The following is an 18,315-nucleotide window of genomic DNA, read 5'->3' on the forward strand; positions in this document are numbered from 1 at the left end:
CGGCAGGCCACTTGCCGCCCCCCGTCCGATGGACACGCCTCCCGCCAGCGCCACACCGCCCGCCTTCGACGCCCAGGCCCTGGCCGGGCTGCTGAAGGACGCCCCGGAACAGGCCTTTGCCGAGGTCGCCCGCCTGGCCAGGGCCGGCACGGTGGCGGCGCAGACCCTGCTGGCGCAGATGCTGGTGGAAGGCCGCGGCACCGCGCGCGACCCGGAGGCGGCCGTGCTCTGGTACCAGGTGGCCGCCAACAACGGCGACGCCCTGGCGATGAACATGCTCGGCCGCTGCCACGAGCTGGGCGAAGGCACGCCCGCCAACCCGGCCCTGGCCGCGGTCTGGTACCGGCGCGCGGCCGGGCTGGGCCTGGACTGGGGCATGTACAACCTGGCCAACCTGATGGCCACCGGCCGCGGCCTGCCCCGCGACGAAGCCGGCGCCTACGCCCTGTACGCGCGCGCCGCCGCGCTGGGCCATGCCAAGTCGATGAACCTGGTGGCCCGCTACCTCGAGGAAGGCCGCGTGGTGCCGGCGGACCCGCAGGCCGCGCTGGACTGGTACCGCCGCGCCGCAGAGGCCGGCGATTTCCGCGGCCAGGCCAACCTGGCCTCGATCCTGCTGCATCAGGGCGAGGTCGCCGCCGCGGTGGCCCTGCTGCGCCAGGCCCTGGCCCATGGCAGCCCGGCGTTCCTGGAACGCATCCGGCCGGAGCTGGCCACCTCGCCCCATCCCGAAATCCGCACACTGGTCGCGGCCCATGCACCGGAGTAAGCCATGCTGCTGCATATCCCCGAAGTCCTGACCAGGGACCAGGTCGCCGGATTCCGGCGCAAGCTGGAACAGGCCGACTGGACCGACGGCCGCGAGACCGTCGGCCACCTCGGCGCCCAGGTGAAGCGCAACGAGCAGCTGCCCGAGTTCTCGCCGCTGCGACGCGAGCTGGGCGAGGCCATCCTCACCGCCCTGGCGAAGCATCCGCTGTTCTTCAGCGCCGCGCTGCCGCTCAAGTACCTGCCGCCGCGCTTCAACCGCTACGCCGGCGGCGGCACCTACGGCTTCCACGTCGACGGCGCGGTGATGGACCTGGGCCAGGGCGAGCAGCTGCGCAGCGACGTGTCCTGCACCCTGTTCCTCAGCGACCCGGAGGAATACGACGGCGGCGAGCTGTTGGTCAGCGATACCTATGGCGAGCACGAGGTGAAGCTGCCGGCCGGCGACCTGATCCTGTACCCGTCCACCAGCCTGCACCAGGTCAACCCGGTGACCCGTGGCGCGCGCCTGGCCTCGTTCTTCTGGATCCAGAGCATGGTCCGCGACGACGGCCGCCGCCGCCTGCTGTTCGAGCTGGACAGCTCGATCCAGGCCCTGCGCCGCAGCGGCGCCGACCAGGCCGCGGTACTGCAGCTGACCGGCGTGTACCACAACCTGCTGCGGCAATGGGCCGAAACCTGAGCCAGACGGGACCCGTTTTCCGTTGCATTTGAGAACCATTCCCGTTTAAGATGCCACGGTCGGCTCAGGGCCGCGCATCGGGGAAATGTGTGAACAGGCTCCAGCACTCCGTCCAGGCCCGCCCGTCCGTGGCGGCTCCGCCGCATCCGCGCAGCGGATCGGCGGCCGTGGCGGTGCTGACCGCGCTGCTGGCCATGCTGGTGCTGGCCACCGGCCTCCTTCTCCGCCCGGGCAACGCCAGCCTTCCCCCGCACCACGCCCCTTCGGTACACGCTGTCGATGCCGCCCCGGACGTCCCGGACACCCGGGGCGAGCACCGCCGCGCCCCGGCCAGGAAGCCGCGCCCGACCGGCTCCGCGCAAACCGTCTCCGGCGACGCTGCCGCCCTGCCGTGGCCAGGCCTGGCCGTCGCGCGTGCGCGCACCGCCGGCCCCTGCCCCGCCGCCGCCCGCACGGCCGGACCCGCGCACCCGGATCCCGCGCTGGCCCTGCACCCCGGCCAGGCCCCGCCCACGGCCTGATGCCCCGGCGCCACCCGTCCCGGGCGGCCGCCTCCCCCATTTCCTGCAGACCCACGCGCCACCGGGCCGTCCCGGCCGCGCCCAGGCATGCGCCCACCCAGGCACATACCAGACCACCCTTATGCCGAAACGACTGCTCCCGTCCCGTCCCGCCACCCTGCCCCTGGCCATGGCCGCGATCCTGGCCGCTCCCGCGGCGCTGGCCGATCCGGCCCCCGCGCCGGCGGCCAAGGACCTCGACGCCGTCGTGGTGACCGCCACCGGCTTCGAGCAGAAGATCGTCGACGCTCCGGCCAGCATCAGCGTCATCACCCGCGAGGACCTGGCCCGCCGCCCCTACATCACCCTGCTGGACGCGGTCCGCGACCTGGAAGGCGTGGATATCGGCGAGACCCGCGACAAGACCGGCCAGGGCACGATCTCCATGCGCGGCATGGGCCCGGACTACACCCTGGTCCTCATCAACGGCCGCCGCCAGAACAACCACGGCGACATCTACCCCAACAACTTTGGCGGCAACCAGTTCAACCACATCCCGCCGCTGGACGCGATCGAGCGGATCGAGGTGATCCGCGGCCCGATGTCGACCCTCTACGGCGCCGACGCCATGGGCGGGGTGATCAACATCATCACCCGCAAGGGCCTGGACACCTGGGCTGGCTCGCTGACCCTGGGCCGCACCTTCGAGACCGACCACGCCTACGGCGACGACTCCACCGCCGACTTCCACCTCACCGGCCCGCTGCTGCCCGGCAAACTGGACCTGTCCGTGCGCGGGAGCTGGTACAGGCGCGACGCCTCCAACCCGGTTTACGGCGACGTGACCGATCCGTCCGGCGAGCGCCACAGCCGCGCCCTCGGCTTCGGCGGCGGCGGCAAGACGGTGGACAACACCAACAAGGCCGGCGGCATCAGCCTGGCCTGGGCCCCGACCGACAGCCAGGGCCTCACCCTGGACGTGGACACCTCGCGCCAGGAATACGACAACGCCATCCGCACCAACGACGAGGGCGTGGAGGAATACCCTGTCGGCACCGTGGACAACCACGGGGCGATGCTGCGCATCGGCAACAACGGCCGCATCGAACCGCGCGCCGGATACGCCCCGACCCAGGAATTCACCCGCGACAGCTGGGCCCTGACCCACGAGGGCAGCTGGTCCTTCGGCAACAGCCTGGTCTCGCTGGCCTACGTGGAGACCGACAACAGGGGCCGCACCCTGCCCTTCACCGTGGCCGAGCGCCGGCAGCTGCAGCAGCTGTGGAACGCCGCCTGCACCAACCTGGGCGGCAGCGTCGGCGCCGGCGGCTACTGCGCCCCGGGTGCGGCGATCGGCTTCCGCAACGCCAATGCCTGGAACAACCAGTCCGAAGCGCAGAAGCTGGCGATCATGCAGGCCAACCTTTCGCCGGAGCAGTACCGGCAGCTGCTGGCCTACCTGCCGCGCCCGCCGCGCACCCTGGAAAGCAGCCAGTACACCCTCGACGCCAGGCTCGACATCCCGTTCCAGGCCGCTGGCGAACACGTGGCCGTGGTCGGCACCCAGGTCGTGCGCGGCGAGCTGACCGACGGCGTTTTCGGCATGGAGGCCGGACGCCCGGGCGGCAGGCAGGAACACAACATGCACTCACTGTTCGCCGAGGACACCTGGAAGCCGGTCGAGCGGCTTTCGCTGACCGGTGGCATCCGCTACGACGACCACGAGGTGTTCGGCAGCCACGTCAGCCCGCGCCTGTACGCGGTGTACACGGTGAGCCCGGCCTGGACGCTGAAGGGCGGGGCCAGCACCGGCTTCAAGACGCCCAAGACCACCCAGCTGTACGACGGCGTGGTCGGCTTCGGCGGCCAGGGCACCTCGCCGATGTTCGGCAACCCGGCGCTGCAGCCGGAAACCAGCACCAGCTACGAGCTGGCCGCCTACTGGCAGCACCCGGACGGCCACGACTTCAACGCCACCGTCTTCCGCAACACCTTCGACGACAAGATCTCCTCGCAGCCCTGCGGCAACGGCCTGGCCCTGGCCTGCTCGGACACCGGCGAATACGCCGGCCTGGGCTACGCCAACAGCACCCGCACGGTGAACATCGACAAGGTGGTGATCCAGGGCGCCGAGCTGGCCGGCCGCTGGCAGGTCGGCGAGGCCTTCGCCCTGCGCGGCAACTACACCTGGACCGACAGCGAACAGCGCAGCGGCGCCCAGGCCGGGCTGCCGCTGGGCGAGAGCGCCAGGCACATGGCCAACGCCACCTTCGACTGGCAGGTCAGCGATGCGCTCAGCCTGTTCCTGGCGGCCGAATCGCGCGGCAAGCGCTACCGCGGCCTCCACGCCATCACCCAGGAGCCGCTGTACTACCGCGACTACACCGTGCTGCACCTGGGCGGCGCATGGCGGATCAGCGAGGCGGTGACGCTCAATGCCCGCATCAACAACCTGCTGGACCGCGACTTCACCACCTACGCCACCGAGTTCCGCGACCTCGATGGCGACGGCGTGTACGAGGACGGCACCAACGAGGTGCTGTACCTGGACGACTACAACAACAAGGACAAGGCCCGCAGCGTCTGGATGAGCCTCAACGTGCAGTTCTGAGCGGGCGGGGCCTGGGTCAACCATCCGGCCCCGCGAGCGTTAACCGATGAGAATCGTTCTCGACCGCTATACTCCCCTGCCTTCCCCGACCCCCTGCAGACGTGCCCGCAACTCCGACCCGCAACGACCCCGTGACCGCCCAGCGCAGGCGCGGCTTCTGGTTGCGCACGCTGCACCAGTGGCACTGGATCAGCTCGGCGGTGTGCCTGGTGGGCATGCTGCTGTTCACCGCCACCGGCATCACCCTCAACCACGCCGCGCGCATCGAGGCCGCGCCGCAGGTCGACAACCGCAGCGCACGCCTGCCGGAACCGCTGCTGCAGGCGCTGGCAGACGCGCCGGAAGAAGGCAACGCGCCGCTGCCTCCGGCGGTGGCCGCGTGGCTGGCCGAGGAACTGTCGGTCGGCGCGGGGCGGCGGCCGGCGGAGTGGTCGCAGGACGAGGCCTACCTGTCCATGCCCTCGCCCGGTGCCGATGCCTGGCTGAGCATCGACCGCACCACCGGCGAGGTCGAGTTCGAGCGCACCGAGCGCGGCCTGGTCTCGTTCCTCAACGACCTGCACAAGGGCCGCAACGCCGGGCCGGCCTGGGGCTGGTTCATCGACGTGTTCGCCATCGCCTGCCTGGTGTTCTGCGTCACCGGCCTGTTCCTGCTGCACCTGCATGCGCGGCAGCGGCGCATGACCTGGCCGCTGGTCGGCCTGGGCCTGGTGGTGCCGCTGCTGCTGATCCTGATCTTCATCCATTGACGAGGTACGACCGATGCGCGCCAAGCTGCTGTTCGCGGTGACCGGGCTGCTGACCCTGCCGGCCTACGCCGCGGAGCTGGAAGTCTCGGTGGAGATTCCCAAGCTCAACGTGGCCGAGTACCACCGCCCCTACGTGGCGGTGTGGATCGAGGGCGCCGACGGCAAGGCCGCGGCCGATCTGGCCGTGTGGTACCAGCTGAAGGACACCGCCGAGGGCCACGGCACCAAGTGGCTGCCGGACCTGCGCCAGTGGTGGCGCAAGTCGGGGCGCAACCTCGACCTGCCGGTGGACGGCGTCACCGGCCCGACCCGCCCGGTCGGCAGGCACACGATCAGGGTCGACGCCAACGCGCCGCAGCTGAAGAAGCTGTCCGCCGGCGAATACACCCTGGTGGTGGAGGCGGTGCGCGAAGTCGGCGGCCGCGAGCTGCTGAAGATCCCCTTTACCTGGCCGGCCCGCGGCGCCCAGTCCGGCAAGGCCCAGGGCAGCAGCGAGCTCGGCGCGGTCAGCCTGGCGATCAAGTGAATCCAAGGAGCCCAACGATGAAGAAACATGCGTTCGTCCTCGCCCTGGCGCTGGCGTTGCCCTTCTCCGCCGCCGCGCACAAGCAGTGGCTCGTGCCCTCGCAGGCCACGGTCGCCGGCCAGGACGTGTGGGTGACCTTCGACGCCGCCGTCTCCAACCAGCTGTTCTTCCCCGACCACGTGCCGATGCGCCTGGACAACGTGGTCGCCACCGCCCCGGACGGCAGCCAGGTGCCGCTGCAGAACGCCAGCACCGGCAAGTACCGCAGCACCTTCGACCTGCACCTGCAGCAGGAAGGCACGTACCGCATCGCCAACGTCAACCGCGGCGTGTCGGCCAGCTGGGATACCGCCGAGAGCCTGGCGGCCAAGGCGAAGGCCAGGGCCGAGGGCAAGCCGGTGACCGGCCCGGGCGCGCCGCGCGGCGGCTTCCTGCGCAACGCCAGGCCCGAGGAGCTGGCGGCGAAGATCCCGGCCGACGCGCAGAACGTGCAGGTCACCGAGACCCTCGGCCGGGTGGAGACCTTCGTCACCAACGGCCGCACCACCGACATCAGGCCGCTGGGCGAGGGCCTGGAGCTGGTGCCGGTGACCCATCCGAACGACCTGTTCGCCGGCGAGGAGGCGAAGTTCGTCCTGCACGTCGACGGCAAGCCGGCCGCCGGCCTGGAGGTCGAGGTGGTGCGCGGCGACACCCGCTACCGCAACGCCCAGGAAGAGATCCGCGCGACCAGCGGCCAGGACGGCAGCATCGCCATCACCTTCCCGCAGCCGGGCCGCTACTGGCTGGAAGCGTCGACCGAGGACGGCAACACCCGCGTGCCGAAGGCCAGCAAGCGCCGCCTGGTGTACGTGGCGACCCTGGAAGTCCTGCCGCAGTAAGCGCCGGTCCATGGGCACCACGCAGCCGGCTGCCGCCGCGGGCCTGGCCAGCCTCGGCGGGCAGACCATGGGCACGTCCTGGAGCGCGCGCGTGGCCGTGCGCGCCTCCACCGACCTGCACGCCCTGCACGCCATCGTGCAGGGCGCGCTGGACGAGGTGGTGGCGCAGATGAGCACCTGGGAAGCGGATTCGGACATCAGCCGCTACCGCCGCGCCGCGGCCGGCAGCTGGCAGGCGCTGCCGGAAGCCTTCGCCCGGGTGCTGGAGGCGGCCCTGGACGTGGCCCGGGCCAGCGGCGGCGCGTTCGATCCCACCGTCGCCCCGCTGGTGGAACTGTGGGGCTTCGGCGCCGGCGGGCGGCCGCCGCGGGTGCCACCGCCGCAGCTGCTGGCCGAAACCCGTGCGCGCACCGGCTGGCAGCGGCTGCAACGCCGCGCCGGCGGCCGCGAGCTGCTGCAGCCTGGCGGCCTGGCCCTGGACTTCTCCGCCATCGCCAAGGGCTTCGGTGCCGACCTGGCGGCCGAGCGCCTGCGTGCCGGCGGCGTGGCCGCGGCCCTGGTGGAAGTCGGCGGCGAGATCCGCGCCTACGGCCGCAAGCCCGACGGCAACGCCTGGCAGGTGCTGGTGGAAGCCGAACCCGACCTGGAGACCCCGGTGGCGCAGCTGCCGCCGCGGGTGCTGGCGCTGGAGGACGCGGCAGTGGCCACCTCCGGCGATCGCTGGCACCACTTCGAGCACGCCGGCCAGCGCTATTCCCACACCTTCGACCCGCGCAGCGGCGCGCCGGTGCACCAGGCCGCGGCCGCGGTCACCGTGGTGGCCGCCGACGCCATGTACGCCGATGCCTGGGCCACCGCGCTGACCGTGATGGGCGCCGAGGCCGGACTGCACTTCGCCGGGGAGCATGGCCTGGCCGCGCGCTTCGTCAGCCGCACCCCCACCGGCCCGGTGGAAACGATGACCCCGGCATTCCGCCGCCACCTGGCCGCATGAATCCCGCCTCCGGCTCCAGCCGCACCGCGCTGTTCGGCCAGCTGGCGCTGCTGGCCCTGTTGCTGCTCGGCGCGTGCCTGCTGCTGCCGCTGCATGGCGACGACTGGTGGCCGGCCGCGCCGTCCGCGCACCGCCGCTGGCTGGCGGCCGCCATCGCCGCCGCCTGGCTGCTGGCCACCGCGCTTTGCCTGCGCAACGGCAGGTCCGCGGCGCCGGCGAGCGCGGCCTCCACCGGCGGCGATGCGGTGCTGGTGGCCTGGGCCAGCCAGACGGGTTTTGCCTCCGCGCTGGCCGAGCGCAGCGCCGCGATGCTGCGCGCGGGCGGTCGCGAAGTGGTGGTGCTGCCCCTGGACCAGGTCGACGCCACGCGACTGGCCGCGACCCGCCGTGCCCTGTTCGTGGCCAGCACCACCGGCGAGGGCGATCCGCCCGACCATGCCCTGGGTTTCCTGCGGCGGATGGACGACCGCGACCTGGCCCACCTGGAATACGCGCTGCTGGCCCTGGGCGACCGCAACTACGCCGCGTTCTGCGGCTTCGGCCGCCAGCTGGACGCGTGGCTGCGCGACCGCGGCGCGCGCCCGCTGTTCGACCGGGTGGAGGTGGACAACGCCGACGAGGCCGCGCTGCGCCGCTGGCAGTACGAGGTGGCGCGCATCGGCGGCGATGCCGCGGCCGCGGACTGGAGCGCACCGGCCTACCACCCGTGGCGCCTGGCCGCGCGCCAGCTGCTCAACCCCGGCAGCCAGGGCGGCCCGGTGCATGCGCTGTCGCTGCAGCCGGCCTCCGGCGCGCTGCCGGCCTGGCAGCCCGGCGACATCGCCGAGATCGGCCCCGGCCATCCGCCACAGCAGGTTGCCGCGTGGCTGGCGGCCACGGGCCTGGATGGCACCGCGCAGGTGGACGCCGGCGATGGTCCGCAGCCGCTTGCCGGCCTGCTTGCGCGCAGCGTGCTGCCCGATCCGGACGGCGTGCGCGGGCTGGCCCCGCAGGCCCTGGCCGCGCGCCTGCAGCGCCTCCCGCACCGCGAATACTCGATCGCCTCGATCCCGGCCGAGGGCCGGCTGCAGCTGCTGGTGCGCGAGATGTACCGCCAGGACGGGACGCCCGGCCTGGGCAGCGGCTGGCTGTGCCGCCACGTCCCCGTGGGCGGGACCGTGGACCTGCGCTTGCGCAGCAACCCCGGCTTCCACCCGCCGGCCGCGGACCGCCCGCTGGTGCTGGTCGGCAATGGCACCGGCATCGCCGGCCTGCGTGCGCACCTGGCCGCGCGCATCGCCGCCGGCGCGCGCCGCAACTGGCTGCTGTTCGGCGAACGCAACGCGGCCTGCGACCTGTTCTTCGGCGACGAGCTGCGCCGCTGGCAGGAGGCGGGCTGGCTGGAACGGATGGACCTGGCCTTCTCCCGCGAGGGCGACCGCGCCTATGTGCAGGACCGCCTGCGCGCCGCAGCCGCCGAACTGGCCGCCTGGGTGGACGCGGGCGCGACCATCCTGGTCTGCGGCAGTGCCGGCACCATGGCCCCCGCCGTGGACACGGCCCTGGCCACGATCCTGGGCGCGGAACGGCGCGACGCCCTGCGCGAGCAGGGACGCTACCGCCGCGACGTCTACTGAGCCGCCGCCGCGGCCCCGGCCCGGCGCACGCGCAGCAGCAAGGCCTCGCCAGCCCCGTCCAGCAGGAAGCGCTGCCGCGCGGGCGCGGCCAGCCAGGCGCTGTCGCCGGTTTCCAGGTCGAACTCCACGCCGTCCGCGCCCACCCGCGCCCGCCCGCCCAGCAGGTACACGGCCCAGGCGGTGGCGGCATCGCAGAAGCAGAACATGCCGCCCACCAGCGGCCGGTGCAGCAGGTCCACCTCCAGCACGTCCGGGCGCCACATCGCGTTGAAGGCGCGCACGGGTGGGCCATCCAGCGGGATCCCGGTGACGGCCCGGTCGCCGGCAAAGCGCAACCGCTGGTGCGGCGGCAGCAGGGTCGCCTGCCCGCCATCGGCGAATTCCAGGCGCAGCCCGTCGCCGGACAGCAGCACCTGCTCGCGCTCCACGCCCGGCAGGGACGAATACGCCGCTGCCTCCTCGATATCGGCAATCGACAGGCTCAGGTCCCAGTTGCCCTCCGCCGGCAGGCGCAGGATGCGGCGGGTCCAGCCGGCGCCGTTGTGCCAGCGCTCGCGGACGTACTCGTGGGCCGGCAGGTGCCTGGCGGGACCGAAATCGGGCATGCGCCGATTGTGCCGCAGCACCGGCTGCGCATGGCAGCGGATCGCAGCCCGGCGGTGCTTCCCCACCGGACAAGGCAAGCGAAAAGATGCCGCCCGGCCGCACCTCCCTGTGCGGCGCGGACGGCCAACTGCACTGACGCCTTGCCTGGCGTGCAGTTTCCGGACGGCGCCTCCCTGCGACGCCCGGACATCGGACACCTGCGCCGCGCCACGGCGCAGGCGTGCTCAGCGTCGCGCCACCGCCGGGTTCGCCGGCGCCTGCTCCGGTGCCTTGCCTGCAGCCGGGGCCGCGGCGGGCCTGGCCGGAGCGGTGGCCGCCTTCGCCGGCGCGCCGACGGTGATCAGGTCGCGGTTGCGCTCGATCGTCTTCAGGCCAATGCCCTTGACCAGGGCCAGCTCGTCCACGCTCTTGAACGGACCATTGGCCTTGCGATGGGCGACGATGGCCTCGGCCTTGGACGGGCCGATGCCGACCAGCACGGCCTCCAGCTGCGCGGCCGAGGCGGTGTTGATGTCGACCTTGTCGGCGGCCGAGGCGGTGAACACCGCGGCCACCATCAGCAGCAGCGTCAGCAGCAGCGGACGCGGATGGGAAAGGAACTTCATGGCGACACTCCCTTGTAGCGGTTGGATGGCACCCGGGGGCTGGCGTCCTGCCGGCCGGTTCCCGGTAGCCGCAGTCTGGACCGGGCCGTGGGCGGCCGCCATCGCCGCGCAGCGCATTGCGTTGACCGGGAATGCTGCATTCATCTGTAGGAAATCCCCGCCCCACGCCGGGGCGTAGAATGGCGCCATCCAATTTTTCCCGGAGTTTCCATGGACATCGCACGCCTCGACCCCGCCGCCGCAGCGCGTTTCATCGGCGCCAAGTGGGACGACGACATCGTCCCGCAGCTGGTCGAGTACATCCGCATCCCCAACAAGTCGCCGATGTTCGACAAGGACTGGAAGGCCAACGGCCACATGGACGCGGCGGTGAAGCTGATGGAGTCCTGGGCGCGCGCCCAGCCGATCCCCGGCCTGCAGGTGGAAGTGGTCGAGCTGGAAGGCCGCACCCCGCTGATCTACGTGGAAGTGCCGGCCACCGGCCCCGAGTCGGGCGACGACACCGTGCTGCTGTACGGCCACCTGGACAAGCAGCCGGAGATGACCGGCTGGGATCCGGACCTGGGTCCGTGGAAGCCGGTGCTGCGCGGCGACAAGCTCTACGGCCGCGGCGGCGCCGACGACGGCTACGCGATCTTCGGCTCGCTGGCGGCGATCCTGGCCCTGCGCGAGCAGAACATCCCGCACGCGCGCTGCGTGCTGCTGATCGAGGCCTGCGAGGAGTCCGGCAGCTACGACCTGCCGGCCTACGTCGACCACCTGGCCGCGCGCATCGGCAAGCCCTCGCTGGTGGTGTGCCTGGATTCGGGCTGCGGCAACTACGAGCAGCTGTGGTGCACCACCTCGCTGCGCGGCCTGGCCGGCGGCAACCTGACGGTCAAGGTGCTCAGCGAAGGCGTGCACTCCGGCGACGCCTCCGGCGTGGTGCCCTCCAGCTTCCGCCTGCTGCGCCAGCTGCTGTCGCGGATCGAGGACGAGGACACCGGCCGCATCATCCTCGAGGGCCTGCACGTGGAGGTCCCGGCCGAGCGCGTGGAGCAGGCGCGCAAGGTCGCCGAGACCCTGCGCGACGAGGTCTTCAGCAAGTTCCCCTTCCTCAAGGGCATGAGCGCCATGTCCGACGACCCGGCGGAGCTGGTGCTCAACCGCACCTGGCGCCCGGCGCTGTCGGTCACCGGCGTGGACGGCATGCCGCCGCTGGCCTCGGCCGGCAACGTGCTGCGCCCGTACACCGCGGTGAAACTGTCGCTGCGCCTGCCGCCGACCCTGGACGGCAAGAAGGCCGGCGAGCTGCTCAAGGAGGTGCTGCTGAAGGATCCGCCGAACGGCGCCCACGTCGAGCTGGAGCTGGAGAAGGCCTCCACCGGCTGGAACGCCCCGGCGCAGTCGCCGTGGCTGACCGAGGCGATCGAATCGGCCTCGCAGGCCGCGTTCGGCAAGCCGGCCATGTACATGGGCGAAGGCGGCTCGATCCCGTTCATGGGCATGCTCGGCGAGAAGTTCCCCGGCGCGCAGTTCATGATCACTGGCGTGCTGGGCCCGCACTCCAACGCCCACGGCCCGAACGAGTTCCTGCACATCCCCATGGGCAAGCGCGTGACCCAGTGCGTGTCGCACGTGATCGCCGAGCACTACCGCGCCAGCCTGCGCGGCCAGACCACCGGCGTCGGCGCGGTGGCCGGCGGCGAGTAGCACGGCGGCCACGGCTGCTGCTGATCCGAAGGCAAGCTGCATGACGCGAAGCGCCGGGCAATCCCCGGCGCTTCGCGTTTGCGGCGCCGGCGCCTCGCCGCGGACGCGCGCGGCGATTACCCTGTGCCGATCCCCGCCGACACCCACGCATGAACCCGCAAACCGCTTCCCAACGCGAGCTGCAGCGCCTGGCCTGGGCGCGCGCCGCCCTCGGCGATCCGGCCGCCACCCTCGAGCGTGCCTCCACCGACGCCGGCTTCCGCAGCTACTGGCGCAGCCACGGCGCCGGTGCTTCGCGGATCGTGATGGACTCGCCGCCGGGGCTGGAGGACGTGCGTCCATGGCTGGCCATGCGCGACCTGCTGGAAGCCGGCGGCGTGCGCGTGCCGCAGGTGCTGGCGCGCGACGTCGAGCAGGGCTTCCTGCTGCTGGAGGACCTGGGCGGCCCGACCCTGGCCCAGGTCATCGACGACGGCAACGCCGATGCCTGGTTCGACGCCGCCGTCGGCCAGCTGCTGAAGCTGCAGGCGATCGCCCCGCCGCCGGCGATGGGCGTGTTCGGCGAGGCCCTGCTGCAGCGCGACGCGGGCCTGTTCGAGGACTGGTTCCTGCGCACCCACCTGGGCATCGAGCTGGATTGCGGCGAGGCCGAGGAGCTGCAGCTGGTGCAGCGCCGGTTGATGGACAACGCCCTGGCCCAGGCGCGGGTTGTCGTGCACCGCGACTTCATGCCGCGCAACCTCATGCCGGTCGAGCCCGGCCCGGCGGTGCTGGATTTCCAGGACTGCGTGGTCGGCCCGATCGCCTACGACCCGGTGAGCCTGTTCAAGGACGCCTTCCTGTCCTGGCCGCTGGAACGGGTCGATGGCTGGCTGGCGCGCTACCACGGGCGCGCCGCCGCGGCCGGGCTGCCGGTGCCGCCGCTGCCGGTGTTCCTGCGCGACGCCGACTGGCTGGGCGTGCAGCGGCACCTGAAGATCCTCGGCATCTTCGCCCGCCTGCACCACCGCGACGGCAAGACCAGGTACCTGGTCGACGCGCCGCGCTTCATCGCCTACCTGGACGAGGTGCTGCCGCGGCACCCGCAGCTGCAGCCACTGCAGCGCCTGCTCGATGCCCGCATCCGCCCGGCGATGGCAGAGGTGGCCGCATGAAGGCGCTGGTCTTCGCGGCGGGCCTGGGCGAACGCATGCGCCCGCTGACCCTGCACACGCCCAAGCCGCTGCTGGAGGCCGGCGGCAAGCCGCTGCTGGCCTGGCACCTGGAGAAGCTGGCCGCGCTGGGCGTGGACGAGGTGGTGGTCAACACCTCCTGGCTGGCCGAGCGGTTCCCCGGGATGCTCGGCGACGGCAGCCGCTGGGGCCTGCGCCTGCATTACAGCTACGAGGGCCCGGAACCGCTGGAAACCGGCGGCGGCATGCTGCATGCCCTGCCGCTGCTTGGCGACGGCCCGTTCATCGCGGTCAACGGCGACATCTGGACCGACTACGACTTCGCCCGGCTGCCGCGCCAGCCGCGCGGCGACGCCCACCTGGTGCTGGTCGACAACCCCCGGCACCACCCCGGCGGCGACTTCGTGCTGGACGACGACGGCCGCGTGCATGCCGATGGCGGCGCCAGGCTGACCTTCTCCGGCATCGGCGTCTACCGCCCTTCGCTGCTGGCCGGCTGGCGCGCGACCGTGGACGGCGATCCCGGCAACCCGCCGCGCTTCAGGCTGGCGCCGCTGCTGCGCCGGGCCATGGCCGCCGGGCGCGCCAGCGGCGAGCACCACCTCGGCCGCTGGACCGATGTCGGCACTCCGGAGCGGCTGGCAGCACTGGACCAGGCCCTGCGCGCGGACTGAGCGCGGCCGCAGGACCCCGGACACCCGGATACGGGGACGGCGCCGGCTCAGCCGGCGTCGAGCAGGCCGCGCAGGAACGGCACCGTCACCCGCCGCTGCGCCGCCAGCGAGGCCCGGTCGATGCGCTCCAGCAGGCCCAGCAAGTGGCCCATGTCGCGCCCGGTGCGGGTCAGCAGCCAATCGATCGCCGCTTCCTCCAGCACCAGCCCGCGTCGGCGGGCGCGGTCGCGCAGCACCGCGCGGCGGCCCTCGTCGTCCAGCGTATGCAGGGCGATGCGGGTGCACTGGCCCAGGCGCGAGCGCAGGTCCGGCAGCACCAGCGGCAGCGCCTGCGGCGCGGCGGTGGCCAGGTACAGCACGGAAGTACCGGCGGCGCGCATGCGGTTGTGGAAATCGAACAGCGCGACCTCGTCCTCGCGGTCGCCGGCGATGGCCTCCAGCCCGTCCAGCGCGACCACGTCGGCCTCCTGCGCCTCCAGCGCCTCGCGCAGGCGGCCGCGCGCGGCGCGCAGCGGCAGGTAGGCCGCGCGCCGGCCGGCACCCTCGGCCTCGGCGCACACGCCCAGGCCCAGGTGGGTCTTGCCGGCGCCGCTGGCGCCCTCCAGGTAGATCCAGTCCGCGCCGGGCAGCCGCGCCAGGTCGCGCAGCTGTTCCAGCGCGCCGGCCGGGGCGCCGATGTAGCTCTCCAGGCGCTGCTCGGGCGGGTAACGCAGCGCCAGCGGCAGTTGCGGGGTGCCGGCCTTGCCGGGGGGAACGCTCACGCCTCCGGGCCCTGGCCGCGCGCGGGCGGCTGTTGCGGCGGTTCCGGCGCGCGTTCCGGGAAGGGACCGAGCACGATCGAGGGCGAGCCCTGGCCGCCCATGTACAGCCCGCTCTGGCGGTAGCGCTCGGCGGCGAAGCGCAGCAGCACGTTGATCACCGCCGCCGCCGGCAGCGCGATCAGCATGCCGAGGAACCCGAACAGCTGGCCGCCGGCCATCACCGCGAAGATCACCGCCACCGGATGCAGGCCGATCTTGTCGCCGACGATGCGCGGGGTCAGCACATAGCTCTCCAGCAGCTGGCCGACGGTGAACACCACGCCCACCAGCACCAACAGCCGGGTATCCAGGCCCTGGGCCTGGACCAGCGCCGCCACCACCGCCAGGACGATGCCGGTGGTCGCGCCCAGGTAAGGAATGAAGCTGATCAGGCCGGCGACCATGCCAATCAGCAAGCCCAGCTTGAGCCCGGACAGCTGCAGGCCGATCGCGTAGATCGCCCCCAGCGCCAGCATCACCACGAACTGCCCGCGCAGGAACGCGGCGAGCACGTCGTTGGACTCGCGCGCCAGGCGGGTGACCGTATCCAGGTGGTCGCGCGGGACCAGGGCCGCGACCCGCTCCACCAGCAGGTCCCAGTCGCGCAGGAAGTAGTAGGTCAGGATCGGCAGCAGCACCAGGTTCACCACCCAGGCCACCATCGCGAAGCCGGAGCGGGAGATGTAGCCGAACACCGCGGTGGCGAAGCCACCGGCCTGCTGCCAGTGCTCGCGCACCCATTGGACCAGCCGCTCCGGATCCAGCCACACCATCAGTTCCAGCCCGGTGCGCGCCTCCAGCCACGGCACCGCGGTCTGCACGAACCAGTCGCGGTAGGCCGGCAGCGACTCCACCAGGGTGCGCACCTGGCGTTCGAGCATCGGCACCAGGATCAGCAGGGCCAGCACCAGCAGCAGGGTCATCAGCCCGAACACCAGGGCCACGGCCACGTTGCGCGAGCGCCCGGCGCGCTCGAGGCGGTCGACCAGCGGGTCGCCCATCCACCCCAGCAGCGCGCCGAACACGAACGGGGTCAGGATCGGCGCCAGCAGCCAGACGACCCACAGGCCGACCAGCCCCAGCACGATCCACTTGAGCTGCTGCAGGAAGCGCGCGATCTCCGCTTGCCCGTCCATCGGCCGGCTCATCGGATGCGGTACTCCCCGGGCACGCCCTCCACCGGCTCCACCGGCGCGTTCTGGCCGAGCATGCGGTCGAACCCGGACAGGCCGGTGAGCAGGTCGAGGTCGAACTCCACGCGGTCGCCGCTGGCGCGCACCGGCGCGATCCGGCGCACCACCGGCAGCCGCTGCAGCAAGGCCGAGACCTGCAGGTAGTCCTCGGCCCCGTGCAGCCCGGTGACCACGACCCGGTAGGTGCCGGCCGGCTCGGACACCGGGACCTTGGCGTAGCGCTGGATCAGCGCGTCGGCGGCCACGTCGGCGCCGCTGGACAGCGCGCGCCGCGGGTCGGATTCGTTGACCGTGCGGGTGGCCAGCACCCGCCCGGCGTCGACGAAGGTCCAGTCGGTGGCCCAGCCGTTACCGCTGCGGTGCATCTTGCCGATCAGCTGCATCGGCGGGCTGTAGCGGGCCGAGGCGCGGGCCACGGCGGCGGTGTCGCCGCGCCAGATCGCGCCGACCACCGCCTGCTCGGCGGCGCCGCCGGACGGCAGGCCGAGGCGGTAGCCACGCTCGACCGCGCGCTCCAGCAGCGGACGCGCGGCATTGACCTGGCCGGTGCCCAGCAGGCGCGGGCCGCTGCCGTCGTCGATCGCCAGCCACACCACCGGCTTGGGCCGCGGCTGCGCCCACACCGGCAGGCCCAGCGCCGAGACCAGGCCGTCGACCAGTTCCGGGTGGAAGCGCACCACCAGCATGGTGCGGAAGGTGGGCGCGCCGCCGGGCGAGGTGCTCTGGTCCTGGCGGTAGTCGTAGCTCTCCACGTAGGCGTCGGCGTTGCGCAGCTCCTGCGCCACGCCGGGGCGGTTGGCCACCGCAGGGTCGCCGGAGAGCTTGGACAGCACCTGGGCCAGGGCACGGGCGAAACCGGCCGCGCGCGCCGAATCGGCCTGGCTGCCGACCTGCACCTCGGCCGCGTACAGGCCCTGCGCGGCCGCCACCTCGCCTTCGGTACGCAGCCCGTCCTGGGCCGCTGCCGGCGCGAAGGGCAGGCACAGCAGCAGCGCCAGGAACAGGGTCAGGCCGCGGCGGACGGGCATGGGGATCCTCGATGGACGGGGAATACCGGGGAATTGTTGCCCGAACCGCATGCCCGCGCCAATCGACGCAGCGCGAAGGCGGGACGCCGGGCGTCCCCGGCCGCGGCGCGGCTGCTAGAATCGCGGCCCTTCCCCGCAGCTGCCGCAGGCCCTGACGTGAGCCAGACTCCTACGCCCACTCCCCTGACCTACCGCGACGCGGGCGTGGACATCGACGCCGGCAACGAGGTCGTGGAGCGGATCAAACCGCTGGTGCGGCGCAGCTTCCGCCCAGAGGTGATGGGCGGCCTGGGCGGGTTCGGCGCCCTGTTCGACCTGTCCGGCAAGTACCGCGAGCCGGTGCTGGTCTCCGGCACCGACGGCGTCGGCACCAAGCTCAAGCTGGCCCAGCAGCTGGGCCGCCACGACACCATCGGCATCGACCTGGTCGCGATGTGCGTCAACGACATCCTGGTCCAGGGCGCCGAGCCGCTGTTCTTCCTGGACTACTTCGCCACCGGCAAGCTCGACGTGGACACCACGGTCGCGGTGGTCGGCGGCATCGCCCGCGGCTGCGAGGAGTCCGGCTGCGCCCTGATCGGCGGCGAGACCGCCGAGATGCCGGACATGTACCCGCCGGGCGAGTACGACCTGGCCGGCTTCGCCGTGGGCGCGGTGGAGAAGTCGCAGCTGCTGGACGGCTCCCGCGTGCGCGAGGGCGACGTGCTGCTGGGCATCGCCTCCTCCGGCCCGCACTCCAACGGCTATTCGCTGATCCGCCGCATCTACGACCGCGCCGGCCGCCCGGCCGAGCTGGTCCTGGAGGACGGCAGCAAGCTGGTCGACGCGCTGATGGCCCCGACCCGGCTGTACGTGAAGCCGGTGCTGGCCCTGCTGCGCGAACACGGCGAGGCGATCCACGCCATGGCCCACATCACCGGCGGCGGCCTGACCGAGAACATCATTCGCGTCATCCCCGAGGGCCTGGGCCTGGACATCGAGGCGCAGGCCATCGTCCTGCCGCCGGTGTTCGCCTGGCTGCAGCGCGAAGGCGCGGTGGCCGACGAGGAAATGTGGCGCACCTTCAACTGCGGCATCGGCTTCGTGCTGGTGGTGCCGCAGGACGCGCTGGCCGCGATCGGCGCCGCGCTCGACGCCCAGGGCCTGGCGCACCGCGCCATCGGCCGGGTGGTCGCGCGCGCCGGCGGCGACGGGCGCGTGCGCATCGCCTGAGGCACC

At 72.7% G+C, this 18,315-nt stretch carries 18 protein-coding genes; 13 read left to right on the forward strand and 5 right to left on the reverse strand.

What is annotated here, in order from left to right; all coding sequences use genetic code 11:
- The first annotated feature begins 28 nt into the window (after nucleotides 1–28).
- The 9 genes from PSEJ31_RS0109610 (at nucleotide 29) to PSEJ31_RS0109650 (ending at nucleotide 9,327) form a co-directional block, all read left to right on the forward strand.
- On the forward strand, nucleotides 29–769 hold the full coding sequence (locus PSEJ31_RS0109610) for a tetratricopeptide repeat protein (protein ID WP_037034940.1): 741 nt from the start codon (nucleotides 29–31) through the stop codon (nucleotides 767–769).
- Between the two features lie 3 nt (nucleotides 770–772).
- On the forward strand, nucleotides 773–1,450 hold the full coding sequence (locus PSEJ31_RS0109615) for a Fe2+-dependent dioxygenase (RefSeq protein WP_019397574.1): 678 nt from the start codon (nucleotides 773–775) through the stop codon (nucleotides 1,448–1,450).
- Nucleotides 1,451–1,617: 167 nt separating this feature from the next.
- On the forward strand, nucleotides 1,618–1,971 hold the full coding sequence (locus PSEJ31_RS0109620; protein ID WP_028915331.1) for a hypothetical protein: 354 nt from the start codon (nucleotides 1,618–1,620) through the stop codon (nucleotides 1,969–1,971).
- 121 nt (nucleotides 1,972–2,092) lie between these two features.
- Nucleotides 2,093–4,561: a TonB-dependent receptor gene (locus tag PSEJ31_RS0109625; protein ID WP_037034941.1), complete on the forward strand. Its 2,469-nt coding sequence runs from the start codon at nucleotides 2,093–2,095 to the stop codon at nucleotides 4,559–4,561.
- Between the two features lie 131 nt (nucleotides 4,562–4,692).
- On the forward strand, nucleotides 4,693–5,310 hold the full coding sequence (locus tag PSEJ31_RS0109630; protein WP_232211010.1) for a PepSY-associated TM helix domain-containing protein: 618 nt from the start codon (nucleotides 4,693–4,695) through the stop codon (nucleotides 5,308–5,310).
- A gap of 13 nt (nucleotides 5,311–5,323) precedes the next feature.
- Entirely contained in the window at nucleotides 5,324–5,836 is a 513-nt protein-coding gene (locus tag PSEJ31_RS0109635) for a DUF2271 domain-containing protein (RefSeq protein WP_019398132.1), read from the forward strand.
- A gap of 17 nt (nucleotides 5,837–5,853) precedes the next feature.
- Nucleotides 5,854–6,717: a DUF4198 domain-containing protein gene (locus PSEJ31_RS0109640; RefSeq protein WP_019398133.1), complete on the forward strand. Its 864-nt coding sequence runs from the start codon at nucleotides 5,854–5,856 to the stop codon at nucleotides 6,715–6,717.
- A 10-nt stretch (nucleotides 6,718–6,727) separates the two neighbouring features.
- A complete protein-coding gene (locus PSEJ31_RS0109645; protein ID WP_028915333.1) occupies nucleotides 6,728–7,711 on the forward strand; it encodes an FAD:protein FMN transferase in 984 nt (327 codons plus the stop codon).
- Nucleotides 7,708–9,327, forward strand: a complete 1,620-nt coding sequence (locus PSEJ31_RS0109650) for a sulfite reductase flavoprotein subunit alpha (RefSeq protein WP_051403710.1) — start codon at nucleotides 7,708–7,710, stop codon at nucleotides 9,325–9,327. Before PSEJ31_RS0109645 ends, PSEJ31_RS0109650 begins: the two co-directional genes overlap by 4 nt.
- Here PSEJ31_RS0109650 and PSEJ31_RS0109655 read toward each other — a convergent pair.
- Both PSEJ31_RS0109655 and PSEJ31_RS0109660 read right to left on the reverse strand, forming a co-directional pair.
- Nucleotides 9,321–9,932: a HutD family protein gene (locus PSEJ31_RS0109655; RefSeq protein ID WP_028915335.1), complete on the reverse strand. Its 612-nt coding sequence runs from the start codon at nucleotides 9,930–9,932 to the stop codon at nucleotides 9,321–9,323. The two genes, PSEJ31_RS0109650 and PSEJ31_RS0109655, sit on opposite strands and share 7 nt — an antisense overlap.
- 225 nt (nucleotides 9,933–10,157) lie before the next feature.
- Nucleotides 10,158–10,538, reverse strand: coding sequence for a helix-hairpin-helix domain-containing protein (locus tag PSEJ31_RS0109660; protein WP_019398137.1), 381 nt, complete (start codon nucleotides 10,536–10,538; stop codon nucleotides 10,158–10,160).
- A 210-nt stretch (nucleotides 10,539–10,748) separates the two neighbouring features.
- Here PSEJ31_RS0109660 and PSEJ31_RS0109665 point away from each other — a divergent pair, with 210 nt between their 5' ends.
- From PSEJ31_RS0109665 to murU, 3 genes are all read left to right on the forward strand, one after another.
- On the forward strand, nucleotides 10,749–12,230 hold the full coding sequence (locus tag PSEJ31_RS0109665; RefSeq protein WP_028915336.1) for a M20 family metallopeptidase: 1,482 nt from the start codon (nucleotides 10,749–10,751) through the stop codon (nucleotides 12,228–12,230).
- A 149-nt stretch (nucleotides 12,231–12,379) separates the two neighbouring features.
- Nucleotides 12,380–13,384 carry a phosphotransferase gene (locus PSEJ31_RS0109670; protein ID WP_019398139.1) on the forward strand — a complete coding sequence of 335 codons (1,005 nt, stop codon included), beginning with the start codon at nucleotides 12,380–12,382 and terminating at the stop codon, nucleotides 13,382–13,384.
- Nucleotides 13,381–14,076, forward strand: a complete 696-nt coding sequence (murU, locus tag PSEJ31_RS0109675) for an N-acetylmuramate alpha-1-phosphate uridylyltransferase MurU (RefSeq protein WP_028915337.1) — start codon at nucleotides 13,381–13,383, stop codon at nucleotides 14,074–14,076. Before PSEJ31_RS0109670 ends, murU begins: the two co-directional genes overlap by 4 nt.
- Before the next feature lie 47 nt (nucleotides 14,077–14,123).
- Here murU and hda read toward each other — a convergent pair whose 3' ends face one another.
- The 3 genes from hda to PSEJ31_RS0109690 are packed head-to-tail and all read right to left on the reverse strand — an operon-like array spanning nucleotide 14,124 to nucleotide 17,103.
- Nucleotides 14,124–14,837, reverse strand: a complete 714-nt coding sequence (gene hda / locus PSEJ31_RS0109680; protein ID WP_019398141.1) for a DnaA regulatory inactivator Hda — start codon at nucleotides 14,835–14,837, stop codon at nucleotides 14,124–14,126.
- A complete protein-coding gene (locus tag PSEJ31_RS0109685; protein WP_019398142.1) occupies nucleotides 14,834–16,012 on the reverse strand; it encodes an AI-2E family transporter in 1,179 nt (392 codons plus the stop codon). Before PSEJ31_RS0109685 ends, hda begins: the two co-directional genes overlap by 4 nt.
- A gap of 8 nt (nucleotides 16,013–16,020) precedes the next feature.
- A complete protein-coding gene (locus tag PSEJ31_RS0109690) occupies nucleotides 16,021–17,103 on the reverse strand; it encodes a DUF2066 domain-containing protein (RefSeq protein ID WP_232211013.1) in 1,083 nt (360 codons plus the stop codon).
- A gap of 177 nt (nucleotides 17,104–17,280) precedes the next feature.
- Here PSEJ31_RS0109690 and purM point away from each other — a divergent pair, with 177 nt between their 5' ends.
- Complete coding sequence (purM, locus tag PSEJ31_RS0109695; protein ID WP_028915339.1) at nucleotides 17,281–18,309, forward strand: phosphoribosylformylglycinamidine cyclo-ligase; 1,029 nt, start codon at nucleotides 17,281–17,283, stop codon at nucleotides 18,307–18,309.
- The last annotated feature ends 6 nt before the right edge of the window (nucleotides 18,310–18,315 follow it).

This window comes from Pseudoxanthomonas sp. J31 (assembly GCF_000510725.1).
Taxonomy (GTDB): Bacteria; Pseudomonadota; Gammaproteobacteria; order Xanthomonadales; family Xanthomonadaceae; genus Pseudoxanthomonas.